We start from the raw sequence: 17,639 nt of genomic DNA, 5'->3' as shown, positions 1-17,639 counted from the left end.
TCAGTCCCTGCGGTACTGCGCGGGCGAATTCCTCGTCGCCGGGTCCTCGTACGCGCCCACCGTGCCCCGGTCGACATGGAAGGTGGTCAGGGTGGAGACGGGCGACGCGGGGTCCCGGCGGTCCTCGATCACCCGCATGTGGGTGCTGAAGCGCTCCGGGGTCACCTCGTACACGTCGTAGCCGTACCGGTTCCCCTCGAAGTACTGGAGGTGCGGGTTGGCCCGGCCCATGAGCGGGCCGTTGGCCGCGTTCCACTCCGCGTCGTACGCGCTGGAGGTCACCGAGTGCGCCGTGAACTCCGTGCCGATGACGGGTGATTCGGGGTTGTCGTAGTCCGGCCGGATGTCGTCGACGAAGGCCGAGTGCCAGTCCCCGGTGAGTACGACCAGGTCCTCCAGACCGCTCGTACGGACATGCTCCAGGACCTCCTTCCGCTCGGCGAGGAAGCCGTCCCACTGATCGGTGAACATGTACCGGCCGCCGGGCGATCCGCGCAGTTGGCTGAGCATGATCGAGTTGCCCCAGACGTGCCAGGAGTCCGGGGCCCGGTCGACGGTCCGCTTGAGCCAGGCCTTCTGCTCCGCGCCGAGGATCGTGCCGTCGGCGAGGTTCTGCGCGGAGCGGTACTGGCGCAGGTCCAGCACCGCCAGCTCCAGCAGATCGCCCCAGCGGCGCACCCGGTGGATCTCCGGGTCGGGAAGCGCGGTCGAGGCGCCGTCGCCGTCCCCCGCGTCGCGGTGCGGCAGATGCTCGTACCAGGCCTGGTACGCGGCGGCCCGGCGCTGGAGGAACGGCGCGCCGCCGCCCGTACCGCTGTAGTCGTTGGCCACCTCGTGGTCGTCCCAGGTCAGGAACCAGGGGTGGGCGGCGTGGGCGGCGCGCAGCGAGGGGTCGCCCTTGTAGAGCGCGTGGCGCTTGCGGTAGTCGGCGAGCGTCTGGATCACCGGGCCGTTGTTGTCGCGTACGACATCGCCGCCCTCGGGCCCGTACTCGTAGACGTAGTCGCCGAGATGGAGGACGAAGTCCAGCCGCTCACGGGCGATCCCGCGCAGCGCCGCGTAGTAACCCTGCGGGTAGTTCTGGCAGTTGGCGGTGGCGAAGCGTACGGAGCCGACGCGTCCGGCGGGCGCGGTCCTGGTCCTGCCGGTGCGGCTGGTCCGGCCCAGCGCGCTGAACGCGTACCAGTACGTACGGCCGGGGCGCAGCCCGGTCACCGGTACGTGCACGCTGTGCGCGAGCGTCGCGGACGCCGGGACGGTGCCCCGGGCGACGACCCGGCGCAGCGCGCGGTCCTCGGCCACGACCCACCGCACCTCGGCGACCTCGGGCAGCGGCTGCTCACCGGGCTCGGCGAAGGGCTCGGGGGCGAGCCGGGTCCACAGCACGACGCTGGTCGGCCGCGGATCGCCGGAGGCGACGCCGAGGGTGAACGGCGCGGTGTCGTACGTCGAGCCGAGCGCGGCGGCGGCCTCGCGGGCCTGCGCGGGCGAGAGTCCGGCGCTCAGTGGCCAGACGGTGCCGAGCGCTCCGGCGGCTCCGGCGGCCTTGAGCAGGTCGCGCCGGTTCAGTCCCGTGGTGGCGTTCACGGCCGCACCCCTTCGGCGTGGAGGGTCAGTGAGATCGCGTCGGCGTAGCCGTCGTTGGAGGTGCCGGAACCGGTCCGGGTGAGGACCAGCAGCACCCGCGCTGAGCGGGCGCCGGGCGGTACGGCGGCCTCGGCGGCGCGCTCCACGAGGGCGGTACGGCCGCCCCGTTCCGCGGCGGTGACCGGGCCGAGGACGGAGAGCGCGAGGGGGGTGCCCCGGCCGTCGCGGAACTCCACGGAGAGCCTGGCGCCGTCCTCCTGCGCCGCGTATCCGCCGAGCCAGGCGGACACCGCGTACCGCACCCGCCCCGCGTCCACGGCGGCGCGGCCGGTGGCGCCCCGCGCGGGCAGCGGTACGTCCTGGACGAGCGCGGTGCGCGGGCTGTTCCCGCCGGAGAAGAACCGGCTGCCACGGCGGGCGGGGCCGGGGTCGCCCGGGGCCGGGTAGCCGTTGCCGTAGGCGTACGCGACGAGGGCGGGCGCCCCCTGGCGTACGGACCAGCCGTCGACCGATGCCACCGGTTCGGCGTTCCCTCCCGGCCCGCTCTCGGCGTCCCCGTTCACAAGCAGGTTCACAAGCGCCTCCTGATGCCGTTGTCAACGCCAGGCATCCCAGCAGCCGCACATGAACCGGTAAAGGCCGCCTGCCGAACTTTCGGGCGTACGGCGGCCGGACGTGGCTGTGAGCACGCGCGCCGGACGGCCCGACCGTGGCCGGCCCGTCCGGCGCGCACGCCGTAGGAAAGTGCGTTGGGCGCGTATACGAAAGCGCGGGCGTCAGCGACGCGCGACGCCCTCCGCACGGGCCGCCGCGGCCACCGCCGCCGTCACCGCAGGTGCCACCCGCTCGTCGAACGGCGAGGGGATGACGTAGTCGGCGGCCAGCTCGTCGCCGACGACGGCCGCCAGCGCGTCCGCCGCCGCGATCTTCATGGACTCGGTGATCCGGGAGGCCCGCACCTGGAGCGCGCCCGCGAAGATCCCGGGGAAGGCGAGCACGTTGTTGATCTGGTTCGGGTAGTCGCTGCGGCCCGTCGCCACGACCGCCGCGTACCGGTGCGCGATGTCCGGGTGCACCTCGGGGTTCGGGTTGGCCATCGCGAAGACGAACGCGCCGGGCGCCATCGAGGCGATCGCCGGCTCGGGGACCGTACCGCCGGAGACTCCGATGAAGACGTCGGCACCGGCGAGCGCGGCCTCCAGCGAGCCGGAGAGCCCCGCGCGGTTGGTCAGGGCGGCCAGTTCGCGCTTGACGTCGGTCAGGTCGTCGCGGTCGGCGCTGACGATGCCCTTGCGGTCGGCCACGGCGACGTCGCCGACGCCCGCCTCCAGCAGGAACTTGGCGATGGCGATGCCCGCCGCGCCCGCGCCGGAGATGACGGCGCGCAGCTCGCCGAGGGTGCGCCCGGTCAGTTTCGCCGCGTTCCGCAGGGCGGCGAGCGTGACGACGGCGGTGCCGTGCTGGTCGTCGTGGAAGACGGGGATGTCCAGGCGTTCCTGGAGCCGGCGCTCGATCTCGAAGCAGCGCGGCGCCGAGATGTCCTCCAGGTTGACCCCGCCGAAGGAGGGCGCGAGCCGGACGACGGTCTCGACGATCTCGTCCGTGTCGGTGGTGGCGAGCGCCAGCGGCACCGCGTCCACCCCGCCGAACTGCTTGAACAGGATCGCCTTGCCCTCCATCACGGGGAGCGAGGCCTCCGGTCCGATGTCGCCGAGCCCGAGCACCGCCGTACCGTCCGTGACGACGGCGACGACCTGCGACTTCCAGGTGTAGTCGTGCACCAGCTCGGGCCGCTCGGCGATCGCGCTGCAGACCTTCGCCACACCGGGTGTGTACGCGAGGGACAGGTCGTCCCTGTTCCGCACCGGCACCGTGGCCTGGATGGCCATCTTGCCGCCGCGGTGCAGCGCGAAGGCCGGATCGAAGGGCTCCTCGGAGGAACCTTCCGCCCCGTCCACGCCGCCGTCGCGATGATTGACGATCTCCGCTGCCATGTAGGTGACCCCTTGTGTCTTCATCAGTTGAGGGTGTCCACTCCCCGGATGAGGAGGAGTGGGGTGGGCACCGCATCCGTACCTGCACCGACGTGCGTATGTACGGAGCGGGCGCGTCGCACACGCGCGCCGCGGCGGTGTCCGCGCGCGGTCCCCCACGGTGAGATGACTCATAGCCGCTCATGCCGTGCAATGCCGCATAATGCCGACACTTCCGGAAAGCAGATGAATCACACCCGGTAGGGGATACGGACCGGAGATTCTACGGCCGCAAGAAGGTGCCTCGACAGAAGGTCCGGCCGTGATGGGCTGCCTCGTCGATATCGCGGGGATCTCCCGTTACCCGATTTTGACATGCCCGGCGCTCTTGAGGGGACCGTCCGAATGGCAAGATGCCACTCATCACACTAGGTCGCGACACTCGAAGACGCGTGCTCGGCCATTGGCAGCTCCCTCATCCGCCGGAGGATCCTGATCATGACCGCAAGCACCACCTGTCGTACGACCACCGCGAGGTCCCGGATGGCCGCGGTTGGCGCGATCGCGGTCGCGGGCACCCTGCTGCTCACCGCCTGCGGTGACCAGACGAAGAGCGGCTCCGACACGGGCGGGGCCTCCTCGTCCGCCGCCAAGGCCCCCCTCTTCGACAAGCTGCCGAAGGAGATCCAGAGCAAGGGGGTCGTCAAGGTCGGCTCCGACATCGCGTACGCGCCGGTGGAGTTCAAGGACAAGAACGGCGCGATCGCCGGTATCGACCCGGACATCGCCGCCGCGCTCGGCAAGCAGCTCGGCGTGACGTTCGAATTCGAGAACGCCACCTTCGACACCCTGGTCACCGGCCTGCGCGCCAAGCGGTACGACATCGCCATGTCCGCGATGACCGACACCAAGGACCGGCAGGACGGTGTCGAGGACGGCAAGAAGGTCGGCGAGGGCGTCGACTTCGTCGACTACTTCACCGCCGGTGTCTCGATCTACACGCCGAAGGGCAAGGACCAGGGGATCAAGACCTGGACCGACCTCTGCGGCAAGAAGATCGTCGTGCAGCGCGGCTCGGTCTCCGAGGACCTCGCCAAGAAGCAGGCGAATGAGTGCCCGGCCGGCAAGAAGCTGACCATCGAGTCGTTCGACAACGACCAGCAGGCCCAGACCCGGCTGCGCGGCGGCGGTGCCGACGCCGGTTCCTCCGACTCCCCGATCGCCGCGTACGCGGTGAAGACCTCCGGCGGCGGCAACGACTTCCAGTTGGTCGGCGAGCCGGTCGAGGCCGCGCCGTACGGCATCGCGGTCTCCAAGGACAACAAGCAGCTCTCCGGCGCCATCCAGACGGCCATGAACGCGATCATCAAGAACGGTGAGTACGCGAAGGTCCTCGCGAAGTGGGGCGCGGACTCCGGCGCCGTCACCGAGGCCACGCTCAACGGCGGCTCGTGACCGTGAGGGAGGCTGGGCGCTGAGAGGCATACATCTGTGACTATCGACATCGACAAGGCGGACCCCGCCGGTCCCACGGGTCCGCCGACCGCCGGTCCCGAGGCCATCAGGGCCATCCCGGTCCGGCACTACGGGCGGTACGTGGCCGGCACGGTCGCCGTCGCCCTGCTCGCGACCCTCGTCTACGCCTTCTCGCAGGGCAAGGTGAACTGGGGGGCGATCCCCGACTTCTTCTTCGACGGCCGGATCATCTCCGGTGTCTGGCACACCCTGCTGCTCACCGTCCTCGCCATGCTGATGGGCGTGGTGCTGGGCGTGATCCTCTCGGTGATGCGCCTGTCGAAGAACCCGGTGACGTCCTCCGTCGCGTGGTTCTACATCTGGTTCTTCCGCGGGACGCCGGTCTATGTGCAACTGCTGGTCTGGTTCAACCTCGGCCTGGTCTTCCAGTACATCAACCTCGGCCCGATCTACAAGGACTACTGGTCCTCGTTCATGACGCCGTTCCTGACGGCGCTGCTGGGGCTCGGCCTGAACGAGGCCGCGTACATGGCGGAGATCTGCCGGGCCGGTCTGCTCTCCGTCGACGAGGGCCAGAGCGAGGCGTCGCACGCGCTCGGCATGAGCCAGGGCAGGACGCTGCGGCGGGTCGTGATCCCGCAGGCGATGCGGGTCATCGTGCCGCCGACGGGCAACGAGGTCATCAACATGCTGAAGACCACCTCACTGGTCTCGGCGGTGCAGTATCCGGATCTGCTGAGAGCGGCGCTGGACATCGGGCAGACCTCGGGCGCGGCGGCGGAGATGCTGTTCCTCGCGGCGGCCTGGTACCTGATCCTGACCACGGTCTTCAGCATCGGCCAGTTCTATCTGGAGCGGTACTACGCGCGCGGCTCCAGCCGCTCGCTGCCGCTCACACCCTGGCAGAAGGTCGTCAGGAACCTCTCCGCCCTGTCAACGTTCCGTCGATCCCCTAAGGCGGTCTCATGAACGCCATGGTGCAGGCCCAGGCCGTACACAAGTCCTTCGGCGCCGCGCACATCCTCAAGGGCATCGACCTGGAGGTGGCGCCGCGCGAGGTGTTCTGCCTGATCGGCCCTTCGGGCTCGGGGAAGTCGACCTTCCTGCGGTGCATCAACCACCTGGAGAAGATCAACGCCGGCCGGCTGTACGTCGACGGCGAGCTGGTCGGCTACCGCCAGAAGGGCGACAAGCTGTACGAGCTGAAGGAGAGCGAGGTCTCCAGGAAGCGCCGGGACATCGGCATGGTCTTCCAGCGCTTCAACCTCTTCCCGCACATGACGGCGATCGAGAACGTCATGGAGGCGCCCGTCCAGGTACGGGGCGAGGCGAAGGCCGTCGCCCGCGCCCGCGCGGAACGGCTGCTGGACCGGGTCGGTCTGGCCGACAAGGCCGCCAACTACCCGTCACAGCTCTCCGGGGGCCAGCAGCAGCGGGTGGCGATCGCCCGCGCGCTGGCGATGGAGCCGAAGCTGATGCTCTTCGACGAGCCCACGTCGGCGCTCGACCCGGAGCTGGTCGGTGACGTCCTGGACGTCATGCGCGACCTCGCGGCGGACGGCATGACGATGATCGTGGTGACGCACGAGATGGGCTTCGCCCGCGAGGTGGGCGACGCGCTGGTCTTCATGGACGACGGCGTGGTCGTCGAGGCGGGCCATCCGCGCGACGTACTGACCCACCCGCAGCACGAGCGGACGAAGTCGTTCCTGTCAAAGGTGCTCTGAGGTCTCCCGAGGCCCTCTGAGGGCCTCTGAGGGCCTCCGCGGGCTCTGATACGAAGAGGGTGCGCCGGGTCTTCCCCAGCGCACCCTCGCACCCTCTGTCGAACCTCTTCCCTCTTCCACCTGTTCACTTCACCACCGACATCGACCAGGACGGCCGGCGATTCCCGCTACTTCAGCGCGAGGACGAGCGAGTCGGACGGCGAGGACCAGACGGCACGGGCCTCCCCGAAGCCGGCCTCGCGCAGGGTGCGCGCGTGCCACTCCACCGACGGGGTGTCCCCGTCCGCGTGCTCGCCGAAGATCCGGAAGCGCTCGGCGGTCGGCTCCGCGAGGACGGGGTCCCGGCCCGCCAGCTCCCACCACCGCGGCCAGTCGACGGCGCCCGCGGCCTTGGCCCGCTCCATGGCGAGGTGCCGGTGGGCGCGCTCGGCCTCGTTGATCCGGGGTGTGGACGCGTCCGGCATATGGTCGGCGTTCATGAAGACGCCGCCCTCCCCGACGACCCCGGCGAGCTGCCCGTACAGCCCGGCCAGCGGCTCCGGGGCGAGCCAGTGCAGGGCGGTGGCGGTCAGGACGGCGTCGTACGTGCGGTACGGCAGCAGCCCCGTCCAGGCGGGGTCCTTGAGGTCGGCGGTGACGAAGGTGACCCGGGCGTCCCCGGCGAAGGTGCCGCGGGCGATGGTGAGCAGGGCGGGATCGAGATCGACCCCGGTACTGACGGCTCCGGGGAACCGATTCAGCAGTCTGTCCGTGATACTTCCCGTACCGCAGGCGAGGTCCAGCACTCGCGGTTCGGGGCCCACCGTGGCCTCGACCATGTCCAGCATCACCCGGAAGCGCTCCTCCCGGTCCGGGAGGTACCACTCCTGCTGGCGGTCCCAGCTCTCCTGCCAGGCCCGCCAGTCGGTCGCGGCGGCCCTTCCGCTCCCCCTGGTCCCCGTCTCCGTCATGACACCCTCCCCACACCTCGGTAATACCCTAGAAGCGTAAACGGCTATTACGCCCCTCACTCGCTCAGACCCTAGACCGCTTCCGTAAGGACTACAAGTGGAACTGGCCTCTTACTCGGACAATGCCGTACGCCTGGTGAACACCGAGGAACCGGCCCGCGGCACGGACACCCTCACCTCGGTCGAGGCCGTGCGTGCCCTCTTCGGACCCAACTCGCAGGCGGCCCGCCGCGCGACCGACGCCGACGTGACGCGCTTCCGTTCCGTACGGACGCGACTGCGGGCCGTCTTCACCGCCGCCGACTCGGGCGAGGCCACCCAGGCGGTGGACCTGCTCAACTCCCTGCTGCTGGAGTTCCCGGTCAGCCCGCAGATCTCCGGGCACGACCTCCTCGACGACGAGGGCCATCCCCGCTGGCACCTGCACCTCGCGGAGCATCCGTCCAACGCGACGGCGGGGTACGCGGCGACCGCGGCCATGGGCCTCGCCTTCCACCTCACGGAGCACGGCGTCGACCGGCTCGGCCTCTGCCAGGCGGCGCCGTGCCGCAACGCGTACCTCGACACCTCCACCAACCGCTCGCGCCGCTACTGCTCCGACCGCTGCGCGACCCGCGCCAACGTCGCCGCCTACCGGGCCCGCAAACGCCTGGAGAACGAGCGCTCCGCGAGCACCGGACGCACCCCGCGGACCAGCCAGGAGACCACCGCGCGCGCCGAGCGCTGATCGCCCAGCGGCCGGTACCGCGCCCTGACCCGCCCCAGCAGCAGCTCCTCGGGCACCGCCCCGAACACCCGGCTGTCCCCCTCGGCGCCCGGATTGTCCCCGAGCACCCACCATCCGCCGTCGCGCCGCTCGGCCAGCCGCTTCACGATGAGCAGATCCTGCTGCAGCGGATGCCTCAGCACGGCCACGTCCCCGGCCCTGACCGGGGCGCCGTAGCGGACCAGAAGCTGATCGCCGTGTCGGAGCGTCGGATACATGGACGGCCCGGTCACCTCCGCGATCCCCCACGGCACCCGCGGCTCCCGCCCCGGCACCGGCTCGGGTCCCAGCCCCGGCACCTGCCCCAGTTCCGTCATACGGCACCTCCCGGTCCCACCGTACGTTCCGCCGCCGGTCCCGCACCGACCCGGACTTTTGTCCTAAGCCCTAGGGGGCACTCGCGAAATACCTCTTCTCACGGAGTAATGTCCCACCTGAGAAGACGATCACGAGGAAGGACCGCACCATGCTTTCCCGCCTGTTTGCCCCCAAGGTGAAGGTCAGCGCCCACTGCGACCTCCCCTGCGGCGTGTACGACCCCGCCCAGGCCCGCATCGAGGCCGAGTCGGTCAAGGCCGTCCAGGAAAAGATGGCCGGCAACGACGACCCCCACTTCCAGGCGCGCGCCACGGTCATCAAGGAGCAGCGCGCCGAGCTCGCCAAGCACCACGTCTCGGTGCTGTGGAGCGACTACTTCAAGCCCCCGCACTTCGAGAAGTACCCGGAGCTGCACCAGCTCGTCAACGACACCCTCAAGGCCCTCTCGACCGCCAAGGGTTCGACCGACCCGGCGACGGGCCAGAAGGCCCTGGACTACATCGCCCAGGTGGACAAGATCTTCTGGGAGACCAAGAAGGCCTGACGCACCGGCCGGGTGCTCTGCGTCCCCGCAGCTCACCCACACACCGGTCCGCACCCGGTCCGCGGGACCGCCGGCAACGGCGTCCTCGGCGGTCCGGGTGCGGTCTTCTTTGCCCGGCCACAGGTGCGCGTAGATCCGCCTACGGCGTGGTGCAGGCGGTCTTCGGGCGTCGCGTGTCTCGTCATACGCCTCGACGGCTTCCCGGACGTGCCGTCCGCTGGTGAGGTCCGGCCCTTCCAACGGGGACATCAGCTCTTCAGGGACAGCTCGAAGACTCGTGCGAAGACGAGCGCTTCGTCCAGAAAACCGAACGGCGCCCAGGCGCAGGCAGCGCTCACAGTGCACCCTGATGCCCTCGCTGCCGGTGGCAGCGAGGGCATCAGTCGTCAAGCGTCACGGGTTGCGGGCAGCTGCGAGACCCACGTCGCGACCTCGTTCAGATGCTCGGGTTGCAGCCCGAGGCGCGGGTCGGGCTGAACGAGAAGGGGCGCTGCTCTCTCGGCGGCGCGCTCCGCCGCCCAGGCGTGGTCGAGACCGATGAAGTCATCGTCGATCCAGACGGCGGGGCGTCTCCCAGCCAGGCGTCGACGTGGTCGCGCTTCCAGAGGTAGCCGTTGGGGTGGCTGATGGTGATCTGGGGGCGCGGCAGGTCGACGTACGGCAGGTCCGGGAGGCTCAGGAGAGGCCCGATGAGGGTGGCGGCGTCCGGGTCTGTCAAACGAGCGGCTCCGGCCCGCAATCGCTGGTAACGAAGGGTGACGGTTGTTGTTGGCATGGTGTACGCGATGTCAATGAGCTTGTGGCGGTGGTGTTTTCAGGGTTGTCGGCCCTGGTCATCGAGGGGGTGACGGGCGAGGGTGAGGTCATCCGGGTGTCGGCGCGGACCCGGGATGATCCGGTGCCGTGCCCCGCGTGCGGGACGCGAACAGCGCGGGTGCACGGGTTTCATCGGCGGGTGCTCGCGGACGTGCCGGTGGACGGACGGCGGATCGTCGTCCCGGTGCGGGTCCGCCGCCTGGTGTGCCGGGTTCTCGACTGCCCGCAGCAGACGTTCCGCGAGCAGATTCCCGGCGTCGTGGAGCACTACCAACGCCGCACCAACCGCCTGACCAGCCAACCGAACTCCGTGGTCAAGGAGTTGGCGAACCGGGCCGGCGCCCGCCTCTGCCGCGTTCCGGCCTGCGCGATCTCCCGCTCGACCGCCCTGCACATGCTCATGCGCCCGGTGGTGACACCGCTGCGCGTACCGCGCGTGCTCGGCGTCGACGACTTCGCACTCAAACGCCACCACCGCTACGCCACCGTGATCATCGACGCCGAGACCGGCGAGCGGATCGACGTCCTGCCCGACCGCACCGCCCAGACCCTGACCACATGGCTACGCGCACATCCCGGGGCCCAGTACGTGTGCCACGACGGCTCCGCCACCTACGCCGAAGCGATCCGCCAAGCCCTCCCCGAAGCGGCACAGGTCAGCGACACATGGCACCTCTGGTCCAACCTGTGCGGCAAGGCACTGGCCGAAGTCCGCTCCCACTCCGCCTGCTGGGCCACAACCGTGAACCCCACCCGCCCCGGGGGCGTACGCGAGCAGACCACCCGCGAGCGCCGGCAGCTGCTCGACCAGGGCGTCGGCCTCCTCGAATGCGCGCGCCGCCTCGATGTCGCCCTGAACACCGTGAAGCGGTACGCCCGCATGAAGGAGCCCACCGGCGACCGCCGCGCACCCCGCTACAAGCCCACACTCGTCGACCCCTACCGCGACCACCTGCGCCGACGCCGAAGCGAAGACCCCGCTGCGCCCGTCACCCACCTCCTGCGCGAGATCAAGGAGCTGGGCTACACCGGCAGCGCCAACCTCCTGGTCCGCTACCTCACCCAGGGCCGCGCCGAGGGTGGCAAGCCGGTCACCACCCCGCAGCGTTTCGCCCGCCTCCTGCCCACCCGCCCGAGAACCGGCGCGACAAGGACACCGCACTACCGCGGGAACTCGCCGCAGCCTGCCCCGAGATGACCGAACTCACCCGCCCCTACCACAACGGCCGCACCGCGGGCGTCAACACCCGAACCAAACAGATCATGAGACAGATGCACGGCCGAGCCGTGTTCCCCCTGCTCCGCCACCGCATCCTCCTCCAATGATCACCACACAGCGCTACCACCGATTACGGGACAGAGCCGCTCGTTTGACAGACCCGCGTGGGCGTTGATGCGCCAACCTGGCGGACGGATTCTCGTCAAAGTGACATGCTGGATACTTCACTGAAACAAGGGAGTTGGGCTCATGCAGTGGACCGTCCATGGCGAGCGGCAGATCTACAACAACCCATGGGTGAATCTCTGGCTTGTGGATGTCCAGCAGCCTGACGGCCGGCGGTGGGAACACCATGTGGTCCGGATGCGGCACCTGGCCGTAGCGGCCGTGGTCGACGACCAGAAGCGCGTGCTGATGATGTGGCGGCACCGGTTCATCACCGACACCTGGGGCTGGGAACTTCCGATGGGCCTCATCGAGGCCGACGAGACCCCCGAGCAGGCTGCCGCTCGCGAGGTGGAGGAGGAGACCGGGTGGCGGGTGGAGGGCGTCAAGCCGCTGGTTTACGCGCAACCCGCGAACGGCATCACGGATTCCGAGCACTTCGTCTTCCGCGCTGAGGCAGCCTCGTATGCCGGTCCACCGACCGAGCTGAACGAGTCCGACCGAATCGAGTGGGTTCCGATCTCCGAGATCCGAGGCATGATCGACCGCCGCGAAGTCGTCAGCAGTGGCAGCCTGGTCGGCCTGCTGTACCTGCTGCTGGACGAGGCGACCGGCAGTTCCTCATAAGAGGTCAGCCAAGGACTTCACGCAGGCGTTGCTCGAAAGCGAGGACGGGGGCTTCGCGCGCGTAGGGCAGCATTCGGCGGTGAAGCTCCTGGACGTGGCCGCTCACTCGTGGCGAGTCAATGGCTGCGGCGAGGTCGAGGGCGAGGCCGGCGCTCGTGCATGCCTCGTCAAGTTTGCCCAGCTGGAGCTGGGCGCTAGCCAGCCAGTAGGCGTGGAAGGCACGGCCTCGCTGTTGGTCGGCATTTTCTCGACGTAATCCCTCAGTGATGAGGGGTTCGGCGCGGGCTGGTTCGCCGAGGCGCGCGTAGGCGATGCCGGTGTCGACGAGGAGTTTCGTCTCGTCGAAGTACTGGACCCAGTCGGGCGCCTCGGCTTCATGTGCGCGTGAGCGTTCGTACTGGTCACGGGAGCGATCCACGGCCTGGTGGCAAGCCTGGGCGTCTCGAAGAGCGGCATGGGCGAACGCTTCACGCAAGTGCAGCATCGACATGACGAGCGGCTGTTCGCCGGCGGCGCGGGCCGCGTCCTGGGCGCGGCATGCAAGGGCCACGGCATCGTTCGGGTTGCCGTCGTAGGTGGCCAGCAGGCTCATGCAGGACAGCACATTGGCCATGAAGAGGCTGTCGCCTTGCGTGTGGGAGAGCTTGAGCGCTTGGGTGAAGTAGGTGCGTGCGGTGCTGTACTGACGGGCGTCGAAGTAGGCCCAGCCGGAAAGCCGTGCCAGCTCGGCCGCGACCCCTTGGAGGTCGTGCCGTAAGCCAGCCTCGGCAGAATCGAGGAGACGGCCGACATAGCGCAGATGCCCCACGACGGCGGGCCGCAGGGTCGCGCCGCCGTGTGCGTTGTCTCGCCGCCAGTAGTCCTGGACCGACGAGCGCAGGGCCGTGAGGGTGGAACGGGTGGCACGGCCGTCGACCAGGGCGAGAAGGTCGTCCAATTCCTCTGCTTCCTCTGCCGGTTCGGTGCGCTGCGGTTCGCGCGGTACGGCAGGAAGGGGCTCGGGCGGCCTCTCGTCGGTGCGGGGCGGGAAAGGAATCTCCCAGGGGCGGTGGGCCAGGCCGAGCATTGCACCAGGGATGCGCAGGCCGTCGGCGACGCGTTCGATCACGTCGATGTGTGCCAAGCCGCGCCGCCCCGCCATGATCTCGCCGACTCTGCTCGGCGTCATGCCGCACAGCGCGGCGATTCGCGACGGGTAGATCCCGGCCTTGACTTTGACCAGCCGGAAGATGCAGGCGAAGTCCCTGGCGCGACAGGCCTCCTGCCAGGCCGCGCTAGCCAGCAGATCGGCCGGCAGGGCCCGGTGGGCCTGCGAGCGTGCCACACATCCCCCTCACTCGTCCGTCCGGACCGGCATGGGACCGATTGCTGATGAGGTTACCCACGTTGGGTAATCACTGTGACCTGATTCTGTGATCGCCGCAGCGGTGAACTTGTGTCCCACAGCCCGCCCGCGACGAGGGGACACGATGCACGCGATGACGACGCACGACCGACACACCACCCCGTTGCGGTGGCAGATGCAGTTCAGCCCGGTACGCAAGTGCGTGCCCCTGGCCCGCGCCCTCGTCTCCAAGACGCTCGCGAGCTGGGGATACGGCCAGGAGGACATTGACCGGGTGGTCCTCGTCTGCGGAGAGCTCTCCGCCAATGCCGTCCAGCACGGCGGCAGACGTGGGCACCTCTTCGAAGTTCGGCTGACTGTTGACGGCCCGCGCTGCCTGGTCGAGGTCTCCGACGCGAGCCGCACCCCTCCCCGCCCCACCAAGGCCGGGGAGGACGACGAAGGCGGCCGAGGTCTGCTTCTCGTCGATTCGCTCTCTGAGGAGACCGGCCACCACGACCGCTATCCGCTCGGCAAGACCGTGTGGGCCCGCCTGATCCTCGGTAGTCCGAGTGAGGAGTCCGTATGCACGACCTGATCGCTGCCCCGTACCTCGACCACCACCTCCTCGTGCAACCTGGCAGTCCGAGGGCAGCCCGCCTTCCTGTTCACCGGTACGAGGAACTGCGCACCGCGCCGGGCACCTCCGCAGCGCCCACCTGGCTGGCCGACGTGGCCCGCCAGGCTTGGGAAACCGATCTGAGCGACCGACGTCTCGGGGAGACTGTGCTGGTCCGCTCCCGCTCTCCATATGGGTACGGACGTGCCTCGTACGAGCTGAACCTCGGCTGCAACTACGACTGCGAGCACTGCTATCTCGGCCTGAAGCAATTTGCCGGCCTGGAGTGGCCTGAGCGTGAGCGCCTGCTGCACGCCATCCGGGACTCCGGGGTGCTCTGGCTCCAGCTCACGGGCGGTGAGCCGATGATCGACAAGCTGTTCCCCGAGACGTACCGACTGGCGTACGAGCTGGGCATGATGGTCGAGATCCTCACCAACGGCTCGCGACTTGCCGCACCGAAGAACCTCGGCCTGCTGACACGCCTGAGGCCGAACCGGATCACACTCAGCCTGTACGGGGCCACCGCCGAGTCCTACGACGGGCTGACCCGGCGTCGGGGCGCGTACCGCATGTTCGTCAAAGGACTGGATGCAGCCCACGAAGCCGGGCTACCCCTCGATCTTGCCTTGATCATCACGCGGCACAACGCCCATGAGGCTGACCAGATGCGCGCCTTCGCCGATCGCTACGGGCTGCCGTACCGCGAGTACACCCATATGTCGCCGACCATCTACGGCGGCGCAGAAACCCTCGCCACCCAGGCCCCGGACCACCTCGCAGATCGCGATCCCTTCAACGGCTGCAACGCCGGCCACACCTTCTTCCACGTCGACCCGCACGGCATGGCTTCCATCTGCAAGGTCGGCCGCGACGCAGCGATCCCCCTCATGACCACGGGAGTCGAGGGCCTGAGCCGCCTCGGCGGCATCGCCGACTCCCTGATGCTTCGCACCGGTGGCTGCGCCGGCTGCCAGCTCTCCGGCACCTGCCGGGTCTGCCGGCCGCTGGCCAAGGTCTACCAGGAGGCGAAGGCACCACTGGACAGGTACTGCCAACACGCGACTACAAGGAGCTGAACCATGACCGCCGTAGCAGTCGAGATCACCCCCATCCGCCCGCCGTCCGAGCCTGATGCGGAGATCATCCTCATCGACGACGTGGACGCCTTCACTGCGGCCACCACGCCCGGCTGTGGGGACGATAACCCGTACAACTGACCATCCCGTCAGGGGCTTTCGGCGGCACCTCGCGCCGGAGGCCCCTGTTGGCGCGTAGATCTGGAAACCTGACGGCCATGCCCGCACCCTCCATCACCTTCGCCGGTCTCCCCTATGGCGCTCGTACCGCCATCGAGGCCGAGACCGGCTCAATTCTCAGGATCGAAGACGTCAGCACCGGTCTCAACAGCTCCCTCTCCGCGCTCGCACACACCGCCGGCGGAGTCGTCTTCCTCAAGGGCCTGCGCGCCGACCACCGCTGGGTCTGGACGCAGCAACGCGAGGCAGACATCAACCCGTACGTGACCCCGCTCGCCCCGCGCCTGCTCTTCCACGTCATCGCCGAGGGCTGGGATGTCCTCGGCTTTGAGGCCATCGACGACCACCATGCCGACTACTCCCCAGGCTCCCCTGACTTGCCCAAAGTCACCGCCGCCCTCCAAGAGCTCGCCTCTCTCCCTTGCCCTGACATCGAGCTCCGGCACGCCGAACAACGCCTGGCCAGCTATGTCGCCGATCCCGCTGACGCGGAAGCTTTCGCCGGGAACGCGCTGCTCCACACCGACTGGAACAACCACAACGTTCTCATCACCCACGACCGTGCTCACCTCGTCGACTGGGGCTGGGCCACCCGCGGAGCGGCCTGGCTCGATCCGGCCCACTGGATCATCTGGCTCATCTCGGCCGGCCACACGCCATCAGCCGCAGAGGAGGCGGTCGCGTTTCTTCCTACCTGGGCATTGGCACCACCCCGAGCAGTGGACGCCTTCGCTGACGCCAGCGCGAACCTCTGGGAAGAGATCGCAGGGTCCGCACCGGATGATTGGACAAGGAGCTTGCTTGACGCCGCACGACGCTGGCAGCAGCACCGAAACGATCGCTCCTGAGGAGACCGGAAGTTCGCCCCGCACAGGTTGTGGCGCAACTCGACTTGGCGTTCCGGGCGCTGCTGTCGCCACCCAACCTCGGGCATTCCCGATCATGCTTCGGACAGGCCATCTCGTGAAAGCCCGAGGCTTTGAGGGTGGGCTTTGAGGTCCCGACAGAGCTGTCAGATGATGTGACTGTTGGCTTGGATGGTCGTTGGACTGTTTGGGGACGAGAGAGCCACGTCCGTGGACAGTCTCGGATGAACTGTGGGCGTTGGTATAGCCGTTGTTGCCGATTACGGCGCCGAAGGTGGCGCTCGGCAGGCCGAGAGTTCCTGACCGCAAGGATCTGTGCGTCATTCGGTTCGTGCTGCATGCCGGGATTCAATGGGAGTATCTGCCGAAGGAGCTGGGCTTCGGTTCGGGCATGACGTGCTGGCGCTGGCTCGCTGCCCTCAACGAGGCTGGAGTCTGATGCTGCTCCACGTCGTGCTGCTGGCCAGGCCGCGAGCGGCAAAGCAGCTCAACTGGTCGCGGGCGGTGATCGACTCTTCCCGCGTTCGGGCCGCTCGGCGAGGCACGAAAGCGGCCCAGCCCGGTTGACCGAGTTGGTCTGCGTGCACGCGAGAACCGAGACAGCACAATCAGGCTGACCGTAGGATCGGCGCATGTCTCAAGATGACGTGAGCCCAGAGGTAGAACCGGCTGAGGAGGCGGGACCGCCGCTCAAGACCAGCGAGCGATGGATAGCGGGGATCGTCGGCTTTCTGATGATTGGTGCGGGTACTGCGGCCGTGTTCCTGCGCAAGGTTGAAGCGGGCCCGACTGCACTCATTACTCTCGGCGCCCTTTTGACCGTGATCGCCATCTCAGGTGTTTCGATTAAGCGTGCCCGGATCGGCGACAATGAGATCTTGCTGCACAATCGACAAGCGGCAGCAATTGAGATCGCCAACACGCCCGCAGAAGACTTGAACTCTGCCCTAGGTGTTCTGGCGGCCTATGACCCCGGGGCGGTCACGGACCCAGCAATTCAGATGGCTCTTGCTGCGGCTTACGACTCTGCAATGAAGTCGAAGCTAAGGGAAGCTTTTGGAGACCGGTACATTGGTGGGGGTAGAAGTAGTGACGGTCATATCGATTTACCTAGCGGAAGAGTGCATGTCGAGATTCAGCACTTTTCTCAAACTGAGGGTGATCGCCTTCGGTTTCGCTATCAAAAATTGACGCAGTCACCGAGGATTAGGGATATGGGTGACCAAATTCTTGTCGTCCTCAATGTGGCCATTCCGGAGCCGATGCCGTCGAAGGCGGAAAAAAGGGCACTGGCGCAAGGGCAAATATTGAAGACTGTAACCTTGTCGAGTATGCATACACCCGACGAGGTGCGGGAGTTGATTAGCCAAGAATTTTCGTCTGCCAGCGCCTAGCTAACTCGC

At 68.4% G+C, this 17,639-nt stretch carries 18 protein-coding genes and 2 pseudogenes; 13 read left to right on the top strand and 7 right to left on the bottom strand.

The features are described 5' to 3' along the window. The 3 genes from ACIBJC_RS16915 to ACIBJC_RS16905 form a co-directional block, all read right to left on the bottom strand. Positions 1-1,587, bottom strand: a complete 1,587-nt coding sequence (locus ACIBJC_RS16915) for an alkaline phosphatase D family protein (RefSeq protein WP_399292704.1) — start codon at positions 1,585-1,587, stop codon at positions 1-3. Continuing rightward, entirely contained in the window at positions 1,584-2,162 is a 579-nt protein-coding gene (locus tag ACIBJC_RS16910; RefSeq protein WP_399292702.1) for a phosphoesterase, read from the bottom strand. Before ACIBJC_RS16910 ends, ACIBJC_RS16915 begins: the two co-directional genes overlap by 4 nt. Positions 2,163-2,363: 201 nt before the next feature. Further along, positions 2,364-3,581: an NADP-dependent malic enzyme gene (locus ACIBJC_RS16905; protein WP_399293195.1), complete on the bottom strand. Its 1,218-nt coding sequence runs from the start codon at positions 3,579-3,581 to the stop codon at positions 2,364-2,366. Between the two features lie 477 nt (positions 3,582-4,058). Here ACIBJC_RS16905 and ACIBJC_RS16900 point away from each other — a divergent pair, with 477 nt between their 5' ends. From ACIBJC_RS16900 to ACIBJC_RS16890, 3 genes are read left to right on the top strand one after another with little or no spacing between them, the layout of a single operon-like run. Next, the gene (locus ACIBJC_RS16900) at positions 4,059-5,015 is read left to right on the top strand and encodes an ABC transporter substrate-binding protein (RefSeq protein WP_399292700.1); all 957 of its coding nucleotides are present in this window, start codon (positions 4,059-4,061) and stop codon (positions 5,013-5,015) included. A gap of 36 nt (positions 5,016-5,051) precedes the next feature. Next, positions 5,052-6,005, top strand: a complete 954-nt coding sequence (locus ACIBJC_RS16895) for an amino acid ABC transporter permease (RefSeq protein ID WP_399292698.1) — start codon at positions 5,052-5,054, stop codon at positions 6,003-6,005. 5 nt (positions 6,006-6,010) lie between these two features. Continuing rightward, positions 6,011-6,763 (top strand): amino acid ABC transporter ATP-binding protein, encoded by a 753-nt coding sequence (locus tag ACIBJC_RS16890; protein ID WP_399293193.1) that lies wholly within the window; start codon positions 6,011-6,013, stop codon positions 6,761-6,763. Between the two features lie 167 nt (positions 6,764-6,930). Here ACIBJC_RS16890 and ACIBJC_RS16885 read toward each other — a convergent pair whose 3' ends face one another. After that, positions 6,931-7,713 (bottom strand): class I SAM-dependent methyltransferase, encoded by a 783-nt coding sequence (locus ACIBJC_RS16885; RefSeq protein WP_399292696.1) that lies wholly within the window; start codon positions 7,711-7,713, stop codon positions 6,931-6,933. A gap of 97 nt (positions 7,714-7,810) precedes the next feature. Between ACIBJC_RS16885 and ACIBJC_RS16880 the strand changes: the two genes are divergently transcribed. Then, on the top strand, positions 7,811-8,440 hold the full coding sequence (locus tag ACIBJC_RS16880) for a CGNR zinc finger domain-containing protein (protein ID WP_399292694.1): 630 nt from the start codon (positions 7,811-7,813) through the stop codon (positions 8,438-8,440). Here the strand turns inward: ACIBJC_RS16880 and sodX are convergent. Next, positions 8,344-8,796, bottom strand: coding sequence for a nickel-type superoxide dismutase maturation protease (gene sodX, locus ACIBJC_RS16875; RefSeq protein WP_399292692.1), 453 nt, complete (start codon positions 8,794-8,796; stop codon positions 8,344-8,346). The two genes, ACIBJC_RS16880 and sodX, sit on opposite strands and share 97 nt — an antisense overlap. A 149-nt stretch (positions 8,797-8,945) precedes the next feature. Here sodX and sodN point away from each other — a divergent pair, with 149 nt between their 5' ends. Beyond that, entirely contained in the window at positions 8,946-9,341 is a 396-nt protein-coding gene (gene sodN / locus ACIBJC_RS16870; RefSeq protein ID WP_329829348.1) for a superoxide dismutase, Ni, read from the top strand. Between the two features lie 386 nt (positions 9,342-9,727). On the opposite strand, the pseudogene ACIBJC_RS16865 reads toward sodN, so the two are convergent. Further along, positions 9,728-10,047: pseudogene (locus tag ACIBJC_RS16865) on the bottom strand (hypothetical protein); the annotation flags it as partial. 102 nt (positions 10,048-10,149) lie between these two features. Between ACIBJC_RS16865 and ACIBJC_RS16860 the strand changes: the two are divergent. Both ACIBJC_RS16860 and ACIBJC_RS16855 read left to right on the top strand, forming a co-directional pair. After that, positions 10,150-11,483, top strand: a pseudogene (locus ACIBJC_RS16860) (ISL3 family transposase). A 142-nt stretch (positions 11,484-11,625) separates the two neighbouring features. Beyond that, entirely contained in the window at positions 11,626-12,168 is a 543-nt protein-coding gene (locus tag ACIBJC_RS16855; RefSeq protein ID WP_399292690.1) for an NUDIX hydrolase, read from the top strand. 4 nt (positions 12,169-12,172) lie between these two features. Here ACIBJC_RS16855 and ACIBJC_RS16850 read toward each other — a convergent pair whose 3' ends face one another. Further along, positions 12,173-13,492, bottom strand: a complete 1,320-nt coding sequence (locus ACIBJC_RS16850; RefSeq protein WP_399292688.1) for a helix-turn-helix domain-containing protein — start codon at positions 13,490-13,492, stop codon at positions 12,173-12,175. Between the two features lie 154 nt (positions 13,493-13,646). Between ACIBJC_RS16850 and ACIBJC_RS16845 the strand changes: the two genes are divergently transcribed. From ACIBJC_RS16845 to ACIBJC_RS16820, 6 genes are all read left to right on the top strand, one after another. Further along, positions 13,647-14,090 carry an ATP-binding protein gene (locus tag ACIBJC_RS16845; RefSeq protein WP_399292686.1) on the top strand — a complete coding sequence of 148 codons (444 nt, stop codon included), beginning with the start codon at positions 13,647-13,649 and terminating at the stop codon, positions 14,088-14,090. Next, the gene (locus tag ACIBJC_RS16840) at positions 14,078-15,190 is read left to right on the top strand and encodes a radical SAM protein (protein ID WP_399292685.1); all 1,113 of its coding nucleotides are present in this window, start codon (positions 14,078-14,080) and stop codon (positions 15,188-15,190) included. The genes ACIBJC_RS16845 and ACIBJC_RS16840 overlap by 13 nt, the downstream gene beginning before the upstream one ends. Positions 15,191-15,193: 3 nt before the next feature. Continuing rightward, entirely contained in the window at positions 15,194-15,331 is a 138-nt protein-coding gene (locus tag ACIBJC_RS16835) for a hypothetical protein (protein WP_399292683.1), read from the top strand. A 77-nt stretch (positions 15,332-15,408) separates the two neighbouring features. Further along, entirely contained in the window at positions 15,409-16,218 is an 810-nt protein-coding gene (locus tag ACIBJC_RS16830; RefSeq protein ID WP_399292681.1) for an aminoglycoside phosphotransferase, read from the top strand. A 292-nt stretch (positions 16,219-16,510) separates the two neighbouring features. Continuing rightward, positions 16,511-16,675 (top strand): transposase, encoded by a 165-nt coding sequence (locus ACIBJC_RS16825; protein WP_399292679.1) that lies wholly within the window; start codon positions 16,511-16,513, stop codon positions 16,673-16,675. A 193-nt stretch (positions 16,676-16,868) separates the two neighbouring features. Beyond that, positions 16,869-17,630, top strand: coding sequence for a hypothetical protein (locus tag ACIBJC_RS16820; RefSeq protein WP_399292677.1), 762 nt, complete (start codon positions 16,869-16,871; stop codon positions 17,628-17,630). Positions 17,631-17,639: the final 9 nt, after the last annotated feature.

This window comes from Streptomyces sp. NPDC050509 (genome assembly GCF_044457965.1).
In the GTDB taxonomy this organism is placed as follows: Bacteria; Actinomycetota; Actinomycetes; order Streptomycetales; family Streptomycetaceae; genus Streptomyces.
Note: the sequence above shows the minus strand (reverse complement) of the source record. Positions and strands in the feature narration are given on the sequence as shown.

Bases quoted from the DNA above. Each gene is read 5' to 3' on its own strand.
- ACIBJC_RS16905 (WP_399293195.1), bottom strand. From the start codon at position 3,581: ATGGCAGCGGAGATCGTCAATCATCGCGACGGCGGCGTGGACGGGGCG.
- ACIBJC_RS16900 (WP_399292700.1), top strand. From the start codon at position 4,059: ATGACCGCAAGCACCACCTGTCGTACGACCACCGCGAGGTCCCGGATG.
- ACIBJC_RS16890 (WP_399293193.1), top strand. From the start codon at position 6,011: ATGGTGCAGGCCCAGGCCGTACACAAGTCCTTCGGCGCCGCGCACATC.
- ACIBJC_RS16885 (WP_399292696.1), bottom strand. From the start codon at position 7,713: ATGACGGAGACGGGGACCAGGGGGAGCGGAAGGGCCGCCGCGACCGAC.
- sodX (WP_399292692.1), bottom strand. From the start codon at position 8,796: ATGACGGAACTGGGGCAGGTGCCGGGGCTGGGACCCGAGCCGGTGCCG.
- sodN (WP_329829348.1), top strand. From the start codon at position 8,946: ATGCTTTCCCGCCTGTTTGCCCCCAAGGTGAAGGTCAGCGCCCACTGC.
- ACIBJC_RS16855 (WP_399292690.1), top strand. From the start codon at position 11,626: ATGCAGTGGACCGTCCATGGCGAGCGGCAGATCTACAACAACCCATGG.
- ACIBJC_RS16845 (WP_399292686.1), top strand. From the start codon at position 13,647: ATGACGACGCACGACCGACACACCACCCCGTTGCGGTGGCAGATGCAG.
- ACIBJC_RS16840 (WP_399292685.1), top strand. From the start codon at position 14,078: ATGCACGACCTGATCGCTGCCCCGTACCTCGACCACCACCTCCTCGTG.
- ACIBJC_RS16835 (WP_399292683.1), top strand. From the start codon at position 15,194: ATGACCGCCGTAGCAGTCGAGATCACCCCCATCCGCCCGCCGTCCGAG.
- ACIBJC_RS16830 (WP_399292681.1), top strand. From the start codon at position 15,409: ATGCCCGCACCCTCCATCACCTTCGCCGGTCTCCCCTATGGCGCTCGT.
- ACIBJC_RS16820 (WP_399292677.1), top strand. From the start codon at position 16,869: ATGTCTCAAGATGACGTGAGCCCAGAGGTAGAACCGGCTGAGGAGGCG.